The organism is Reticulibacter mediterranei, assembly GCF_016587455.1.
Genome location: NZ_BNJK01000002.1, coordinates 308,285 through 325,537, shown reverse-complemented (window position 1 = coordinate 325,537; position 17,253 = coordinate 308,285). Strand labels below are relative to the sequence as shown.

The window sequence follows — 17,253 nt, the reverse complement described above, 5'->3', positions numbered from 1 at the left end:
GGAATGGCTCTGGACACCGAGAATTTCGGGTTCACCCGTAGCGACAAGGGGCGGTGTGGAGAGGGTGTGGGGGCCTTGCGCTTGTCGCTGGTGGGGTCACGCGGGAACCGGGAAGCGCAGACAAACGATGTGGCGAGGGCGACAAGCGCAAGGCCCCCGCCAAGACCCCCAGCACCCCTTGTCGCTACGGGTGAATCCAACATCCTCTCTGCTCCTTTCAATTGCCAGATGCACCAATTGCCGCTTGACTACGATATGGGGGTAGATTACGGGGTTAGCTGGGGACCGTGCCCCAGGCGGTCGTGATAATCAGAACGCCGCAGAATTCGGGTGCGAGCAGCTCTTCTTGCAATAAGTGCTGGAGACGATGAAGTTCTTGCTCCTCGGCCACGCCTGTTTCGAGCAGGAAGGGTTGAAGCAGCTTGCAACCTGCGACCACATGCTGATAGCCCAGGCTGAAGGTATCCTCATCGGCCGAATAATCCAGCATATAGGCGGCGCGGCGAATATAGCGGCAGCCTGCATCGCGCAGGAAGCGGCCCAGCATGGGGGTAATATTGCTGTGATGGCCGTTGGCCGAAAAGCTCATATTGGCTCGTTGCAACGCCTGAGCCAACAGGTGAGCGAAACGTTCCTGCGCCGCACTATTGCTCAGGTTCAGTTCGACCTCGGTCAGACAGACGATGCCGCCGGGACGCGTCACCCGCACGCACTCGCGTAGCAGATTGGGCCAGGCGTCGGCTAGCATAAAGGTATAGAGATGACGAGCATGCACCAGATCGAATGATGCGTCAGTAAAAGCCAGGGGACGCATCGCATCCATCTGGCAAAAATGCGCATTGGTCAATCCTTGATCCTGAGCGCGGGTCATAGCATATTCTGTGAGCAGGGTACTGATATCAATGCCTGTGATCTGAATATCGGGATAGGTTGAAGCCATATCGAGAACCCAATCGCCGGGTCCACTGGCAATATCGAGCATGGTTTGAAAAGAGGGGATATGTGCGATCGGGGGGAGCAAACCTCCAACAGTTGAAGTAATCAGGCGATGCAAATGGCTTAAACGCGCAATCTCTGCGGCATTCTCTGCATCCATGATATACGTGTTTTTTCTCGCGGCCGACTCAGCCATGACACACCTTTCCTTCCTTCCACCTGAACGCGGGCAGGGTGAAAAGTCCCATCTAAACGCCACAAAATCATCTAACGAAAGAGCGCCTCTTTTTAGTTCTAGCAGAACATCAGGCTTATTATAGCGTAGTGAGTTTCATACGGCAATGGGTCTTCTCACTTGACATTAACCTTTCCAATCGTTTAAAGTGTATTTGCTTTTAGCAAAAGACCAGGATCTATGTAGCGACAATCCCTTGCGGTTGTCGCGGCAGGGGCATGTAGCGTCAGGGCTTTCCAATTCTCCCATCTAGCGGGAGTGCAGAGGGCGGCAGCCCTTTGCCGGGGTGCGGGGTGTCCCCGCAAAAAACTTTTTTCTTCTCTTTTGCGCGCCGCCGCAGGCGGCGCGGGAAGGAGGGAAGGAAACTGGGGACGCCCCAGGCCCCGGCAGGGAGACCCTGCACCCCTTTGAGCGGAGAACTGGAAAGCCCTGCATGTAGCGTCTACCTCTTGCGGTTGTTGACGCTATATTGTATAATACATGTGTTTTATGTGAAAAAGCGTAAGAGATTGGCCCTGGCTGGGCAGCATGCGTGAGTGCAGGATGGATTCTACTGTCAGTTTCAAAAAGTATCGTTTCGCGAATACGATGTTGGAATATACGGCGGCAGGCATGGCGATTTTTGATGCCCAGGAACTGCGTCTGCTGGAGGCCAATACTCCCTATATCGACTTCGTCGCTGCGATACACACGTCGCAAGACGAACCACCCTTTGCCCCTGGCGCTTCCCTGCTAGATTGCCAGGACTCGGAGGGCGGGAGGCGCATCGTATCTATCTGCCGCGAGGTGATCGCCAGCAAGCAGCCTCATCACGTGAAAGAAGAGATGAATGTCAATGCCCTGGGGGAAATAACCTATTGGAGCTGGACGCTTACTCCCATTCTGGACGAGCAGGGCAATGTGACACATATTGTGCAAACTCTCAACGACGTGACGGCGCAAGTGGAGGCGCGCCAGCAGGCAGAGGAAGCACGGCAGCAACTGAGCCACGCTAACGAGGTACTGGAAAAAGAGCGGAAGCGGTTGGAGGTCGTCGAAGCCGTCGCTCGCTGGGTGCGTGAAACGCTCGATTCAGCACGAATCGGGCAGATTGCGATGGATATCATCGAGACTCATTTCGACACCATTACCGCCTGCATTCATACAGCTCACCCCGAACAGCGCGCCTTCAAACTGCTCTGTGCGAGCCGTCCGCATGATTTCGCACCCGAGGGACTCAAATTGATGGATTACATGCCCTATGAGCAGCTGGGCCTGACGAAGGGCGTGTTGACGCAACATGAACCGATTGTGGTCGAGGATTTGCAGATCGCGGCAGAGGAAGGCAGGCTTAACTGGAATAGTCCGCTGGTGCGCCTGGGAACGCGCGGCTATGTTTGCGTGCCGTTGTGGTTCGGCGATCAACTGGAAGGAACGATCGTTGCTTCGTTCAGATCGCCCGTCTCGTCTAGTGGGCCAGAGGTGCATGCACTGGTGGGCATGGGAACGCATATCGCGGCGGCACTGGCCCATGCGCGCCTGCATGCCACGATTGAAAAGGAGCGCACTCGTCTGCGAGCTGTGCTGGACCAGTTGCCCGAAGGGATTCTGATTGCGGAAACCTCCGGCGGCGCGATCAGCTATGCGAACCCGGCGGCGGCGCAGATTCTCGGCATTTCCACAGAAGAGATTACCTGCATTCCTTTGCATCGTCATAGCTGGCTGCGCACTGGCATCGAGACGACCAGGGAAGGCCGTCCCCTGCCGCCCTGGAACTTTATTGCCATTCGTGCCCTCAGCGGCGAGACCTTTACCGGCAAGGAAGCAACTGTGATGCAGCCTGATGGTCGCCGCATCGTTACCCTTGCCTCCTGCGCTCCTCTCTATAGCGAGCGTGGCCTGATGACGGGGGCCGTGATCGTCCTGCAAGATGTGACCGCCCAGAAGACGCTTGAGCAGCATAAAAACGAGTTCTTCTCCATCGCCAATCATGAGTTGCGCACCCCGATTACCGTCATTCAGGGATTTTCAGAAATACTACAATTGCGCACCTCTCAGGAAAACAGTTTTGATAAGCTTACCCTCTACGCCATTACCAATATTGTTGAGCAGAGCCATCACCTGACACATTTGATTGAAGAGATGCTCGATATTTCACGGATAGAGCAAACCCAATTCAAGCTTGACTACACCCCCTGCAACCTCTTATCCCTTCTCAAGCACGTTTTTGACAGTCAGAGCAGCGTCTCGCGCCTCCATCGTTTCACCTTTCAGTTGGAGGGCGTGCAGGAGACGGATATCATCCCTACCTATCTGGACGAGCAACGCATAGTGCAGGTTTTCAATAATCTGATCGGCAATGCCATCAAATATAGCGCACGGGACAGCACGATTGAGATCGGCCTGAAACATGCTGCCGAGCGATCGCAAGAGGTGTTGATCTGGATAAAAGATGAGGGAATCGGCATTGCCGCTGAAGATATTCCGCACATCTTCAAGCGCTTCCACCGTGCCAGAAACGTTGATCGCTCGCATAGCGGCTTTGGCATCGGCCTCTATCTGGTCAAAGAGGTGGTTACGCAGCATCGTGGTCGCGTCTGGGTTGACAGCTGCGAGGGCGAAGGATCAACTTTTTATGTCACTCTACCCCTGGCTGCCAGCATCTAGCCTCAAATGCTTCTCAAGTATGTAAGCAATAGTACCTCCCTATATGATCGCATAGCAGGCGTGATCTGACCCCTATTGTTTGGGGGGAGGTGTATAGTGAGAGTAGACTTCTTCCCTTCCTGAGCAGGAAGTAAGAAGGGGTTTTTATTGAGCCACACAGTTATAGGAGAATGGCCTCCTATAGAAAGGTGACAATACTATGGCAGAATGGATTGAAATCAAAGACGACGAGCAGTTTGAGGATCTTATGCAGGAAGGTCCGGTCATCACGGTATTTGGGTCATCATCGAATGGTGCCTGGAACATGGCTCGTGGCCCGATTCAGAGCCTGGCCCTGGCTCCGATGCCCATTCCTCCCTACGTCAAAGTTCTCTACGTTGATAAAGATCGCCTGCCTCAGATTGCACAGAAATGTAATGTGAGAGTCGTTCCGACAGCTCGCTTCCTCAACAACGGCAAGCAGATGAGTGAATTGACCGGAGATAAAGTGACGGCAGACAATATTCGGCAGAGCTGCGATAAAATGATGCAAGCCGCCCATTAGAGAGCATCATTTCGTAGGTGCGCGATAAGTCGCGCATTGCGTAATAAGGAGTAGATCCAGATAGTTCCTGGATCTACTCCTTATTTTATCATAAAAAATACTATCTTTCGTAGCCGAGCGATTGATCGCGCTGTGACATTTGTGAGAATGAGGCCATAGCGCGATAATTGGTGCATCCGGCAAATGTTCCGGGAAGAGAGACGGTTCTCCCCACCCGTAGCGACAAGGGGCGGCGTGGAGGGGTCGTGGGGGCCTTGCGCTTGTCGCCCTCGCCACATCGTTTGTCGGTTTCCCAGACCCAACAGCGACAAGCGCAAGGCCCCCACGACCCCTTGCCACCCCTTGTCGCTACGGGTGAACCCAACATCCTCTCTGCCCAGAGCTATTCCCCTTTCAATTGCCGGATGCGCCAATTATCGCGCAACTACGAAAGAAAGCTGCATTATCGTGCCCAGGGTGGCGTGCCAACTTCGCGCCCATCGGCCATCGTCCCGTGCGCTCCTACAGGGAGGCAGACGACGAGTTGTGCGTTCTCCTGGCTGGCATTCTTGAGGCGAAATTGCGTTTGCGCTGGAATGCTGATGGCATCTCCCGCATGCAATTCAAACTCTTCGGCGGTCGTAACGATGCTGATGCTGCCGTCCAGCACAATAAACACCTCCTCACGATCGATATGATGCGCCTCGCTCTCCGCCCCGGCTGCGACTCCCAGCCGCCATGTGCATAGCTCCGTCGCACCACGACTTGGCGAGGTCAAACCGTGAAAATGCAAACCATCAAGATCAAATGTCGGGGCATCCTTTGCTCGTACTACAGGCATGGGTCTCTCCTCTTTAATTGTAAAATGGTCAACCTACTTGACTACCCTGCAAGAATACCATAGGCCGCTCTATATTGTCAAGTAGGTTGACTATCTGCATGATACAATGCTTATACAATGCTTGTTGAATTTGAGTTGAGGAGGGAGAGACGCGTGGCCGAAACTCCATCGACTACCTATGAACTGATCGCGCTGCTGGGAACGGCCTGGAGCATTTTGATCGATGATCTGCATAAAGAGCTGACGACTCGGGGCTTTGACGATGTCAGGCCGTCGCATGGCTTTGTTTTTCAGCGGCTCGCACCCTATGGTGCCACCGGCAACGAACTGGCCGAACATCTCGGCGTGACCAAGCAGGCGGCAAGCCAGATGGTCGATTATCTTGAGGCGCGCGGCTATGTTATGCGCAAGCCTCATCCCAGCGACAAGCGCGGGAAGCTGGTTCTGCTCACACAGCGCGGTTGGGATTGTATTCGGGCGACCGAAGCGGTTTTTGCCAGGATTGAGCAGCGCTGGACCTCCATCGTCGGTTCCGACCATATGCAGATGTTACGCGCAGATTTACGTCGCCTGGTCGCTTCTTCGGAGAGCGATATCGTCTCGTATCGGCTCCGTCCACCCTGGTAAATCATGAAAATCCCGATAAAGGAGAATTTTGCAGAGAAAATGTAGCTGCACCACTCCCAAAATTCGTTTTTGCATGTTACAATGAACTCTGAGATGATATTCTGAAGGGGATGTCTATGAACACGTGTCTGGAATTGCAAACAATGCAGATGTCCTATCGGGAAATCTGTGCGGGCGAAGATCCCTGGATTCCCCTGGGCAACTTTATGAATGATTACTTTGGCAACGCTCCCGAACTGCGTGCGGAACTGGTGCAAGATCCGATCCAGGAGCCAGAGGAGGCGACGGCAGACCTGCATCGCTGGGCCGTCTTCTGTGCCGCGAGCGTGGAATATCTGTGCCAGAAGTACGAGATTCCTTGCCCCGATTGGGTCTTTTCGCCGGCCTGGACGCTGATGGAACCCTGGTACTACTCACCCGGGGCAGACAAGCCCCAGGTGCGTGAACGTCTCACGCGCCAGACCCCGGAGCCGTTTACCCGGCGCAACATCTTTTGTGGTATCCGCATCTTTGCCAATAAGTACGAACATTCCACCGATCGATTGCAGCGCCGTTCAGCTTGAGAAGCGGGTGGAGGTCTCACCACCCGCTCAATAGAGCCACTAGATTACATGAACTTGCTCGTGTTCCAATACAATTCTAGTGATGCAAATTGCCCTGACGCAGCCAGGCATCGAGGCTCAGAAGTTGTGGGTGAATCTGGCGCAAAGCGGTGATGTCGGCTCTGAAGCCTTCGCGCTCAAAAAACTCAGTGATCCTCTTTCCATCCACATTTGTGTGCTGCTCAACAACGTGATAAGCAACTGGTCGTCCAAGAAAGCGCCCCAACACCTCGGTAATTTGTGCAAAGGTCAGTTCGTCGCCAGCAAGCTCAATAGCCTTGCCTTGATAGGTGGCTGGATAGTTAAATGCAATCGCGGCAAACGCGCCTATATCATGTACCGCCACCATCTGCATCTTTGTTTGTAGCGTACCTCCCATAGAAAGAAGCGTTGTTTGTCCGTGTTGCTCTTGCAATAAAAAGCGAAAGTTTTCCATAAACATTGGGGGCCGCAGAATAGTGGCGGGAAGATCGAGGAGGCGAAGGTAGCGTTCGATCTCGCCTTTCGCCTCAAATGGTGGTATGCCAGTATTGCGGTCAGCACCGCTCGCCGAACTATACACCACATGAGCGACCTCCGCCTGTTTCGCTGCATCTGCCACCAGTTTTCCGCGCCGTATCTCTGTTGCAGGATCACTCACAGGCTGCACGCTGAAAACCCCATGCGTGCCCTTCATAGCTGTGTTGAGCGAGTTGAGATCATCCAGATCGCCGCGTACAACCTCGATCCCTGGCTGATTGAATGCCAGATCAGAGCGGTGATCCCCTCTGGCGAGGTCGCGCACCAATGCGCGAACCGTCCAACCGTTCGTAGCCAGTTGTTGCGCTACAGCTCCTCCCTGCTGCCCGGTCGCACCCAACACTAGAATCGTCCCTTGAAACGCTGTCATATGTCTCCAAGCCTCCGTTAATGTGTTTCTCCGAAGAGTATACCCGGTCCGGATTATGCATGCAAATCATATCTTTCATAAACTTATGCGATATGTTCATATGCTCTATCATTGACAAACATTGTTTTCCTGCACTACAATAATAACTGACCGGTCAGTTATTATTGTAGTGCAGGAAGAGTGAAAGAAGGCAAGTTATGGCGAGCATCTCTCCGTCGCGACCAACCGGACTATTAAAATTAGGGTTTGTGTTGCCGAAGTATCTGTACCGCTGGCACCTGGGCTGGCTGCTGGGGCATCGCTGTTTGATGATGACGCATATTGGGCGTAAAAGTGGGCGCGAGAGGCAGACCGTGCTCGAAGTTGTGCGTTATGATCCCTCTACTCAAGAGTGCATCGTGATGTCCGGCTATGGTGCGCAGAGCGATTGGTATCGCAATATTCAGGTTCGACCAGCGGTGGAAGTGCAGGTCGGACGCCAACATTACAAGCCGCAACAGCGCATGCTTACCGCCGAGGAGACGCTGGTACTCTTGCAAGAGTACCAGCACCATCATCCCTGGTTGTTTCGTGAGTTCATGCACGTTCTGGGCTACACTTCCTATGATGGCACCTCTGATGGGCTGTGTGCATTGAGCCACGCCCTGCGCGGGGTTGCGCTGCGGCCATCGCTCTAAGTGAAGCGCGAACTGGGTACGGGCGAGCCGCTCCATTGCTTCTTGCGTCGTCCACCGGAGCAGAGCAGGCCGGGAGCAGCTTCTCCGGTTGTGGCGGCGGCGGCGCGTGCCAGTTCGATCAGAGCGGGAAGATCGTCCAGGGTGCCAGGTTCGAGGGTGGCTGAGACGATTTCGGCGGCGATGATGGCTTCATCACGCTCGTCTGGCGGCTCCGTGATGGCCTGTTGCTGCTCCTGGTCAACCCGTATGCGTTCTCCCCAGGGTTCGTAGTTGACCTGATAGAGAAAGGTCGTCAGATCGCCGCTGATAGGTTGATCCTCTGTCCAGCACGAGGCGTGGTTCCAGAGAATCTGGCCTGGATGATGCTGGAGCAATGTTGGTAGCAGATCTTCGTCAAGCAGGGCGAGATCATAGGCGACGATCAATCCTGGCTCCTCGCTGCCACCATCGGGCCAGTTTTCCAGCGGGCAATCGAGGATGCGAGCAGTGGCCTGAGCCAGAATTGAGCTGCCGCGCTCAGGCAGGGCAAAGATGCGCGGAGGCGTGATCTCAAGCGCGGCGAGAACGGCCTTGACCCGCTCTATCCCCTCCAGGCATAGTTCCAGCGTATCCTGCACAAAGGCGTAGCGTCCGTTCATCCCCTCATCAAAGCCATGAGGCGAGACATGTAGCAGTAGACCGGACGTAATCACCATATGCCAGCCCCGCAGATCGCGTGTATCCAGCGGTGCATGGCCGCTCAAGGCATCGGCCCGGCGCAACATGCGAATGATGCGAGCCGACAGCGCCGCAAAATGCTCATCCTGTTCCTGCAAGCGCTGAAGATCGGGCAGCAGGCGGCGCGTCGTTTTCAGATCGCCGCTCATCAGTGAGTTGAAGGCCAGCAGGTAGCTGCACAGGAAGGAGTGTTGCAACACCTCTGGCGCGGCCTTGAGATAGCGGCAGGCGTCGGCGTAGAGCGTGGAGCGTTCAAGCGCCGCACACAGCTCGGTCAGGATCTCTACATTATTGGGGGCGAGACGATGCGCCTCGGCCAGTACGGTGGCGGCAATAGCAGGCAAGCCTTGATCGATCAGTTCGTAGCCCAGGCTGTAAAGTGCGCCGGGATCATCAATGTGGTCGAGCGTATGGCGCACGATAGAGGTGAATTCGTCCCCAGCAATCTTTGCGCTAATCTCTGCAAACACAGCCAGCACTGCCGCGAACTCTTCTGGTCGTTGCATCATGCCAGGATAACGAAAAACGGGGAGCAGGGCGCGAAACGCCTCCTGAGCTTTATCTTCCTTCAAAAGAGAACGTACGCGATCCAGCTTTTCCTGATAATCTTTCATAAATACTTTTACCTGCTATATAATTAGGGAAAATGCGAATATTTCCTTCCCACGTAGCGACAATCGTACATCACGACAGAAAGAGACATCAAGTCGGTCGAGTACCCCAGACGGTCGAGAAATTCCATATGCCACAGAAGCTCGTTTCATTCATTTCGATCAACATTTGCTGGTAGATCTGCCCCATCTCTTCTTGCGTCGCCAGATTAAGCTTGACGAAAAGGGGAAGCGCCATCTGGTAGCCAACCTCAAAGTTGCGGTAGAGATCCATCCAATAGGGGGTTTGCGCAGAGAATTCAACGGCGTAGGATGCAATTTGAGGAGACTCGTAGTGTGCTTCGCGCAGCAACCTGGGCAGAACGGGCGTAATGCCAATCGAGGAGCCATCAGGCGAGAAGCCGTAGCCGATGCGCCACATTGCCTGGCAGAGCAGAGTATGAATGCGCTCAAATGCGGGGCTGGTTGTGTTGCCAACGTTGACCATCTCCGTGAGCCGCAACACGCCGCCAGGACGCAGGATGCGTGTACATTCAGCGATAAAGGTGCCCCAGGTCTCGCGTTTGAGGACACCGTTGATGAAGCGAGCGTTGACCAGATCAAATGTCTCGTCCGAATAGTCTAATGGCAGGTTGATATCCATAATGCCAAAGGTCGCGTTGGGCAGCTTGTGCGTGCGCGCCCGAGCATAGGCGTAATCGATCATCGTCTTGCTGATATCGACGCCTTCCACCTCGATATGCGGGTTGTCGTAGGCAACATCTAAGACCCATCCGCCGGGTCCACAGGCCAGATCGAGCAGACGTTGCATAGAGGCGACGGTGGCCGGAGTTTGTTCGGCCAGCGGTCCTCCCATCGCTCTCGTCACTACCTGATCGAAGTGGATCAAGCGAGCCATCTCTGTGGGGCTTTCGGGGTCAAGTATATATGTATGCTGATTGGATGTCGGCGTGTCCATGTCCCCCCTCCTCTGCAAGCATAGGATGAAACTTTTCAGTTATTGAGTATACACGAGTGTGTATGGCAAGGCAAGGGTAATAGGGCTTTTGCACAGGGCTTTCCAGTTCTCCGCTCAAAGGGGTGCAGGGGTCTCCCTGCCGGGGCCTGGGGCGTCTCCAGTTTCCTTCCCTCCTTCGCGCGCCGCCGCAGGCGGCGCGCAAAAGAGAAGAAAAAAGGTTTTTGCGGGGACACCCCGCACCCCGGCAAAGGGCTGCCGCCCTCTGCACTCCCGCAAGATGGGAGAATTGGAAAGCCCTGGGCTTTTGCCAGGGCTTTCCAGTTCTCCGCTCAAAGGGGTGCAGGGGTCTCCCTGCCGGGGCCTGGGGCGTCCCCAGTTTCCTTCCCTCCTTCGCGCGCCGCCGCAGGCGGCGCGCAAAAGAGAAGAAAAAAGGTTTTTGCGGGGACACCCCGCACCCCGGCAAAGGGCTGCCGCCCTCTGCACTTCTGCTAGATGGGAGAATTGGAAAGCCCTGGGCTTTTGCAGAACTATTGCGAGGGAGCGTTGCTGTCTGCTCAGCCGGTTGCAGCCGTCTCAAGCGCACCCGCCAGAAACGTAATTAGCCAGGCGCGCTCGTTGCGTCCCGCTCGGTCTCGCTGTTGATCTTGTGAAACCTGTGCAGCCCGCCTGCCCTGATTCGCCATCAGCAGGCCGTGCATCCGCTCGAAGCGCCACCATAGCTCGTCCGGTGGTAGTTGTGGTAGTGCGCGCCGCAACGCTTCATAGTAGCGACTCGTAACCTCCGCGCCGCCTTCTCCCTCCATCACGCTTGCATTTGCTGTGGTGAGCATTGCACTACGGACCATCATCAACGCCTGAATCCATTCGCGCCCACGCGGAGAATCGAAGACCGCGAAGATCGGTGCTGCATAGGCGGTCAGGAGATCTCGCACCGAAGGGGTCGGCGTGCCTGCCGTGAGTGCATCCAGACGATCTAGCTGTTCTCGATTGACGGCAAGGAAGAAACGTTGCGTCATCGCCTGCAATAGCGCTGCCTTTGAGCCAAAATAATAGTTGACGGCGGCGATATTGACCCCGGCCTCCGCTGTCACGGACCGCAGCGAAACCGCCTCCAACCCTTGTTCGGCAAAGAGACGCGAGGCCGATTCCAGAAGGCGATCTTTCGGGTCGCCGCCTGTCATTGCCGTCAATTCTTCTGCCGCCCGCATGTTTTCTTCATGCCTGCGTGCCTCGCGCCGCTCTCGAAACCTGCCCATACATCGATAAACCTCTCTGCTTACTGGATAATCTTCCCCTATTGTAGTCGAGCGATTGATCGCGGGGGAGCTTGTTACCTATCTCCCCCACGATCAATCGCTCGACTACAATAGGCAGGGCTTTCCAGTTCTCCGCTCAAAGGGGTGCAGGGTCTCCCTGCCGGGGTCTGGGGTGTCCCCAGTTTCCTTCCCTCCTTCGCGCGCCGCCGCAGGCGGCGCGCAAAAGAGAAGAAAAAAGGTTTTTGCGGGGACACCCCGCACCCCGGCAGAGGGCTGCCGCCCTCTGCACTCCCGCTAGATGGGAGAATTGGAAAGCCCTGCTACAATAGGGTAGTCCCTTGACATAGTATAACAGATTTTGCTATGATTCAAACGCGTTTGAAATACATATCAATCTTGTTTGAAATTTGCAAAGGAGCATTCCTTATGTCGTTTACCAGCTCTCATCTCAATGAGCCGATCACGATTGCCATTCTCCTCCATGAAGGGATGACTGCCAGCGATGCCGTTGGGCCATATGAAGCCCTGCGCAGCATTCCCGGTGCGACCGTCAAATTTGTGGCAGAGACGCCCGGCCCGAAACGCGTAGATTCTGGCTTTTTATCCCTTATCGCCGATTATGCGCTCGAAGATGTTCCGCACCCGGACGTGTTTGTCGTTTGTCCTGGCAGTCCCGTTGCGGTGCCGTCTGAGCGTGTGTTGTCTTGGATTCGCACGGCGCATGAGACCTCACGCTGGACAACCTCTGTGTGTGGCGGCTCAGTGCTGCTTGGTGCGGCTGGACTGCTGCGGGGCGTGCAGGCTACAACGCACTGGCTCGCTATGGATCAACTTGCACAGTTTGGCGCGATACCCTGTCCCGACCGGCATTATGTGCGAGATGGCAAAATCATCACCGCAGCCGGGAACTCTGCCGGGATCGATATGGCGTTCTTTCTGGTCGATCAGATTGCAGGCCGGGAAATTGCGGAGGCCACACAACTATTGATGCAATATGATCCACAGCCACCATTTCACGCGGGATCACCGACACAGGCGTCCCCACGCGTGATCGAGCTGGCTCAAGAGTTTATGCAGAACTGGATCATCAGCGCCTCTACATCTGACGGGCGGATGTTATGATTCCAGCACTGCAAGTCAAGCGCCTACAAAACCGTTTGCGGATCGTGCGTCTGTTTGCGTTGCTCGATCTCGTTCTGTTGATTGCGCTTGTATGGGCGGCGCTGACTGAGCAGAAGGATATCGTGCATATTCTTGGCCCCCTGCATGGCATCAACTACCTGCTCTTGCTCGTCGTCGTGACAGCAGCGGCGCTCGATGGTATCTGGGGATGGTGGTTCCCGCTGGCCGTCCTGTTGACCGCTGGCCCGCCTGGGGCCTTTATTGGTGAGTGGATTATGCATCGTCGCCTGAGAGCCTCATCAGTTGCGGCGCAGGAAAGCGTTGCATCCGTGCCACTGGCGCAACGAAGGGGAAACTGAACATGCAACTTATTTCCTGGTTGATTCGCTATGGGCATGTCCTGGCGGCCACAGCATGGGTTGGTGGCTATGTCTTGCTCGCGTTTTTCATCATTCCATGCATCCAAAAAGGCGAGAAGAACGAAGCGCTTGTCAATCTGACCGTTGTCATCGTGCGTATTCTCACCTACACGGGAACGCTCACGATGGGCTTTGGCCTGGTGCTGATTACGAGGACGCGGGGCTTTGCCAATCTGTTTACAGGTGCATGGGGCGCGTTCATCATTACAGGTTTCGTAATTGCGCTGGTGCTGCTGGGCATCGGTGATGGCATGCTCCGTCCCGCGCTGCTCAAGATCGAGCAGGTGGGGAACGGCCCGGCACGCCGCTGGGCAACCATCGGAGCAGCCCTCACAGTGCTGGCCGTTGGTATCATGACCGGCGCAACATATGTCATGTGAACATCGAGGTGATCGAAATATGAGGGGCGCGACTCAGATATAAATGATGCTGTTGGTGCATCTGGCAATTGAAGGGGAATGGTGGGGGACAGAGATGTTGGGGCCACCCGTAGCGACAAGGGGTGTGGGGGAGGGCGACAAGCGCAAGGCCCCCGCAACCCCTCCCCCACACCCCTTGTCGCTACGGGTGTGGGGGAACTGCCTTGTTATGACGGGTTTTGTCAGTTGGCGAAGTCCTCAGTCATCCAGATGAATCCATCATTAGCTATATACATCCCTATGCCCATGCGATGATAAGTGGTGCTGAGCAAGTTGAGGCGATGACCATCTTTGGGCGGCTGCTCGTTGAGCATTCCTTGCTCGATATTGGTTTTCACGGCAGTCCACTGATCCGGCGTCGGTGACGTACCGCCTACATTTTCTGCGCAAGCGCTCCAGTCGATCCCCGCGTTTTTCAAACGATCACCAATAGCGGGTTCGCCAGGACACTGATGCGGGTCTGCTGTACATGCCTGTCCTGCCTCAGCTATTGTCTTGCTATGGGCGACAGAAACGGCGGCTATTTTGTCATCCCATGTATAGGGCGGCAACCCTTGAGCGGCGCGATCACTATTGATTTGCTGAAAGAGTTGTTGTACCAGTTGTGGCATGCCTCCACTGGAAGTAGGCGTAGGAGTAGGCGTGGGTGGAACCGGTGTAGGCGTAGGAGAAGGAGTAGCAGTCGGAGACGGTGTAGGCGTAGGAGAAGGAGTAGCAGTCGGCGAGGGAGTCGGAGACGGTGTAGGCGAGGGAGAAGGAGTGACAGTTGCGGTGGGGGTAGGGGAGGGGGTTCCAGTGGCGGTCGGCGTTGCTGTACCTTCCTGACCATACACCTGAAACTCCCACAGAGAAAACCAATTTCTAGCGATACCTCTGATGAGAGCCAGACGAATGTATCGACCCTTGCCGGTAACAGTTGCCGTTTCTGTCTTGCCCTGCCCGTTGTTTTGTGTATAAATAACGGTCCAGTGAGAGCCGTCATCGGATGCTTGCAAGAAGTATGAGCGTGCATAGAAGGCATCCCATTGCAGCACGACGCGTTGGAACGTTGCGCTGGTACCAAAATCGACCGCTAGCCATTGGAGGCTACCTGCTGTGCTGGTCCAGCGAGTCTTGGGATCGCCATCAACCGCCGCCTGGGGGGAACGTGTGACCGACAATGTTGACGACGCAATAGCCGGGCGACCCTGCGAAATAGGTTGTGAGTCATCCTGTCGTGCAGAGGCATAAATAAGTTGTGGCAGAAGAGCAAGATTGACGAGACAACTGACAGCAACAACGACCACGATAAGCAGAGAAGTACGCTTCTGACGGAGCCGATCTTTCCAGGAAAGTTTCTCCATAACGATCTCCTGATATATCCCTTTTCTGGTTTCTTTGCGTCCCCATAACGACGCGGCAATAAAGGGATAAAAATTATAAACCACACAAAAATAAATATATGCTTAAAAAGCGAATCGCATTTTTCCAGATCTAGAGATAATAGTAACAGACGAGCAGCAAGCAGAAAGAGGGATGGAGGGAAAGTCTTTCGTATATGAGTCATCCCGGAGTTTCATCGCATGAGAGAACGCCGGGACTGTTCTTCTCGCAGCTTTGCTGCTCGTTGGTTGTTTGAGTGTGGTGGGCGGCGCCCATCCCACGCCACCCACCACACTCAAACAACTGCGAAGCGCCGAAGGCGCTGAGTTGTCAGGATGCAGAAGAACCTTGAGCCGCAGCAAAAAAGTTTGGGATGACTCATATATGACGGGGTTGCCGATAACGTGAGCTTGTTGCAAAATATATCGTAATACGATAAAATTGAAAGAGATCATATGGATAGGGCGTTATTGGAGCTGTCCCCGCGCGTAGGGTCATCTGTTCGCGCCCCACGAGGAATACAATGGCAAAAGCAGACATATCACATTCTGAAGACAATGCAAGAAAATTGGGAGATTTTACGGCCACGCCTCGCATGCTGGTTCTATCAGTGGCGGCGCTTGGCATTGGTATCGTTAGCGCAGTTGTAGCGCTTATCTTACTGAAATTAATTGGACTTTGTACCAATCTTTTTTTCTATCAGCGGTGGAGCACCGAAATGGTCTCGCCAGCCGGGAATCATCTGGGCCTGCTGGCCGTGCTTGTCCCGGTCGTTGGTGGGCTGATCATTGGCCTGATGGCGCGTTACGGTTCGGAGCGCATTCGTGGTCACGGCATCCCGGAGGCTATCGAGGCTATTCTCATTAATGGTAGTAAGGTTGAGCCGAAAGTGGCCCTCTTGAAGCCGCTCTCAAGCGCGATCTCCATTGGTTCGGGCGGCCCGTTTGGTGCTGAGGGACCAATCATTATGACCGGTGGGGCTGTCGGCTCTATGCTCGCTCAGTTCTTTCACCTGACCAGCGCCGAACGCAAGATTCTCCTGGTTGCCGGGGCGGCTGGTGGTATGTCGGCAACCTTTGGCTCGCCCGTTGCGGCTGTATTGCTGGCAGCCGAGTTGCTGCTCTTTGAGTGGAAGCCGCGCAGTCTTGTTCCGGTCTCTCTTTCCAGTGTCGCAGCCTACGGGTTGCGCAACTATATTATCGGGCAGGGAGCGCTCTTTCCCGTTCCGGCGCACCCACTGGTGATCGATCCGGTGGGCCTGCTCAGTTGTGTGCTGGTGGGCGTGCTGGCCGGTCTGCTGTCGGCGTTGCTCACTCAGGCGGTCTACTTCTTTGAAGATAGTTTCGGCAAACTGCCCATGCACTGGATGTGGTGGCCTGCGGTTGGCGGTCTGATTATCGGTATCGGCGGCCTCTTCTTTCCGCAGGCGCTCGGCGTTGGTTACGATACCATCGGCCAGATGTTGCAGGGCAATGTCACAACAGGCGTCATTCTAGGCGTCTTGCTGGTGAAATCGATTATCTGGTCCGCCTCGCTCGGCTCTGGCACATCCGGTGGCGTGCTGGCCCCGCTGCTGATGATGGGTTGTGCGCTCGGTGGCATCGATGCGCTCTTCCTGCCACACGAAGGAGCCGGGTTCTGGATCTTAATTAGCATGGGCGCGATTCTTGGCGGAACCATGCGCGTTCCCTTCACGGGCGTCGTCTTTGCCCTCGAACTGACACACGATTTCAACTCGGTTGTGCCCCTGTTTATCGCGGTCATGGCCTCCTACGGCTTTACGGTGCTGGTGATGCGTCGCTCGATCCTGACTGAGAAGATCGCCCGGCGTGGCTACCATCTCAGCCGTGAGTACGCGACCGATCCGCTCGAAATCCTGTTTGTGCGTGAAGTAATGCGGACCAATATTGCGGCCCTGCCCGCCTCCATTTCGCGCCAGCGCGTGCGTGAGATGCTGAACGATGGCGCTCGTAGCCTGAAGGCGCAGGGAAAAGACGATGAGCTGAATGGTAGCAAGCTGCCAGTGGTGCAGCGGCTCTATCCAGTGCTGGATGAGCAGGAGCATATGGTTGGCGTTGTGACTCGCCGCGATCTCCAACATCTGGCTGAGAACAGTCCTGATGGCGACTGGCAGTTGGGCGAGGTGATCCGGCACGATCCGATCACGACCTATCCCGACGAACCGTTGCGCCTGGTCGTCTATCGCATGGCTGAAACAGGCTATACACGCCTGCCGGTGGTGGACGTTGAGGGAAATCTGGTGGGGATCGTCTCGCTGAACGATCTGCTTAAAGCTCGTTCGCGCAACCTGGACGAAGAGCGCCGCCGCGAGCGCGTGTTGCGCCTGCATATGCTCTTGCCCCTGGGCAGACGAAGCGTGCGTGAAGAGACCATCGCCTGACGTGTCCCCAAT

At 55.3% G+C, this 17,253-nt stretch carries 17 protein-coding genes; 9 read left to right on the top strand and 8 right to left on the bottom strand.

The window, feature by feature from the left end:
- Window positions 1-274 precede the first annotated feature (274 nt).
- Window positions 275-1,132, bottom strand: a complete 858-nt coding sequence (locus K3T83_RS39640) for a class I SAM-dependent methyltransferase (RefSeq protein ID WP_220208664.1) — start codon at window positions 1,130-1,132, stop codon at window positions 275-277.
- Between the two features lie 582 nt (window positions 1,133-1,714).
- Between K3T83_RS39640 and K3T83_RS39635 the strand changes: the two genes are divergently transcribed.
- Window positions 1,715-3,817, top strand: a complete 2,103-nt coding sequence (locus K3T83_RS39635) for a PAS domain-containing sensor histidine kinase (RefSeq protein ID WP_220208663.1) — start codon at window positions 1,715-1,717, stop codon at window positions 3,815-3,817.
- Between the two features lie 199 nt (window positions 3,818-4,016).
- Entirely contained in the window at window positions 4,017-4,361 is a 345-nt protein-coding gene (locus tag K3T83_RS39630; protein ID WP_220208662.1) for a thioredoxin domain-containing protein, read from the top strand.
- A 100-nt stretch (window positions 4,362-4,461) separates the two neighbouring features.
- Here the strand turns inward: K3T83_RS39630 and K3T83_RS39625 are convergent, their stop codons facing one another.
- On the bottom strand, window positions 4,462-4,728 hold the full coding sequence (locus K3T83_RS39625) for a hypothetical protein (RefSeq protein WP_220208661.1): 267 nt from the start codon (window positions 4,726-4,728) through the stop codon (window positions 4,462-4,464).
- Between the two features lie 75 nt (window positions 4,729-4,803).
- Window positions 4,804-5,181: a cupin domain-containing protein gene (locus K3T83_RS39620; protein WP_220208660.1), complete on the bottom strand. Its 378-nt coding sequence runs from the start codon at window positions 5,179-5,181 to the stop codon at window positions 4,804-4,806.
- Window positions 5,182-5,334: 153 nt separating this feature from the next.
- Between K3T83_RS39620 and K3T83_RS39615 the strand changes: the two genes are divergently transcribed.
- Together K3T83_RS39615 and K3T83_RS39610 are read left to right on the top strand one after the other, a co-directional pair.
- Window positions 5,335-5,808, top strand: coding sequence for a MarR family winged helix-turn-helix transcriptional regulator (locus tag K3T83_RS39615; RefSeq protein WP_236065172.1), 474 nt, complete (start codon window positions 5,335-5,337; stop codon window positions 5,806-5,808).
- Window positions 5,809-5,924: 116 nt separating this feature from the next.
- Window positions 5,925-6,371, top strand: a complete 447-nt coding sequence (locus K3T83_RS39610; RefSeq protein ID WP_220208658.1) for a hypothetical protein — start codon at window positions 5,925-5,927, stop codon at window positions 6,369-6,371.
- 76 nt (window positions 6,372-6,447) lie between these two features.
- Here K3T83_RS39610 and K3T83_RS39605 read toward each other — a convergent pair whose 3' ends face one another.
- A complete protein-coding gene (locus K3T83_RS39605) occupies window positions 6,448-7,299 on the bottom strand; it encodes an NmrA/HSCARG family protein (RefSeq protein WP_220208657.1) in 852 nt (283 codons plus the stop codon).
- A 197-nt stretch (window positions 7,300-7,496) separates the two neighbouring features.
- Here K3T83_RS39605 and K3T83_RS39600 point away from each other — a divergent pair, with 197 nt between their 5' ends.
- Window positions 7,497-7,976, top strand: coding sequence for a nitroreductase family deazaflavin-dependent oxidoreductase (locus K3T83_RS39600; protein ID WP_220208656.1), 480 nt, complete (start codon window positions 7,497-7,499; stop codon window positions 7,974-7,976).
- On the opposite strand, the gene K3T83_RS39595 is transcribed toward K3T83_RS39600, so the two are convergent.
- From K3T83_RS39595 to K3T83_RS39585, 3 genes are all read right to left on the bottom strand, one after another.
- Entirely contained in the window at window positions 7,973-9,307 is a 1,335-nt protein-coding gene (locus tag K3T83_RS39595; protein WP_220208655.1) for a tetratricopeptide repeat protein, read from the bottom strand. The genes K3T83_RS39600 and K3T83_RS39595 overlap by 4 nt on opposite strands.
- An 88-nt stretch (window positions 9,308-9,395) precedes the next feature.
- The gene (locus K3T83_RS39590; protein WP_220208654.1) at window positions 9,396-10,262 is read right to left on the bottom strand and encodes a class I SAM-dependent methyltransferase; all 867 of its coding nucleotides are present in this window, start codon (window positions 10,260-10,262) and stop codon (window positions 9,396-9,398) included.
- 554 nt (window positions 10,263-10,816) lie between these two features.
- Complete coding sequence (locus tag K3T83_RS39585) at window positions 10,817-11,518, bottom strand: TetR/AcrR family transcriptional regulator (protein ID WP_220208653.1); 702 nt, start codon at window positions 11,516-11,518, stop codon at window positions 10,817-10,819.
- A 426-nt stretch (window positions 11,519-11,944) separates the two neighbouring features.
- Here K3T83_RS39585 and K3T83_RS39580 point away from each other — a divergent pair, with 426 nt between their 5' ends.
- Genes K3T83_RS39580 through K3T83_RS39570 form a run of 3 tightly spaced genes read left to right on the top strand, consistent with a single transcriptional unit; the run spans window position 11,945 to window position 13,439 of the window.
- Complete coding sequence (locus tag K3T83_RS39580; RefSeq protein WP_220208652.1) at window positions 11,945-12,640, top strand: DJ-1/PfpI family protein; 696 nt, start codon at window positions 11,945-11,947, stop codon at window positions 12,638-12,640.
- Window positions 12,637-12,999, top strand: a complete 363-nt coding sequence (locus tag K3T83_RS39575; RefSeq protein WP_220208651.1) for a DUF3817 domain-containing protein — start codon at window positions 12,637-12,639, stop codon at window positions 12,997-12,999. Before K3T83_RS39580 ends, K3T83_RS39575 begins: the two co-directional genes overlap by 4 nt.
- A 2-nt stretch (window positions 13,000-13,001) precedes the next feature.
- Window positions 13,002-13,439 (top strand): hypothetical protein, encoded by a 438-nt coding sequence (locus K3T83_RS39570; RefSeq protein ID WP_220208650.1) that lies wholly within the window; start codon window positions 13,002-13,004, stop codon window positions 13,437-13,439.
- Window positions 13,440-13,660: 221 nt separating this feature from the next.
- Here K3T83_RS39570 and K3T83_RS39565 read toward each other — a convergent pair whose 3' ends face one another.
- The gene (locus K3T83_RS39565) at window positions 13,661-14,821 is read right to left on the bottom strand and encodes a discoidin domain-containing protein (RefSeq protein ID WP_220208649.1); all 1,161 of its coding nucleotides are present in this window, start codon (window positions 14,819-14,821) and stop codon (window positions 13,661-13,663) included.
- Between the two features lie 542 nt (window positions 14,822-15,363).
- Here K3T83_RS39565 and K3T83_RS39560 point away from each other — a divergent pair.
- Window positions 15,364-17,241, top strand: a complete 1,878-nt coding sequence (locus K3T83_RS39560) for a chloride channel protein (RefSeq protein ID WP_220208648.1) — start codon at window positions 15,364-15,366, stop codon at window positions 17,239-17,241.
- Window positions 17,242-17,253: the final 12 nt, after the last annotated feature.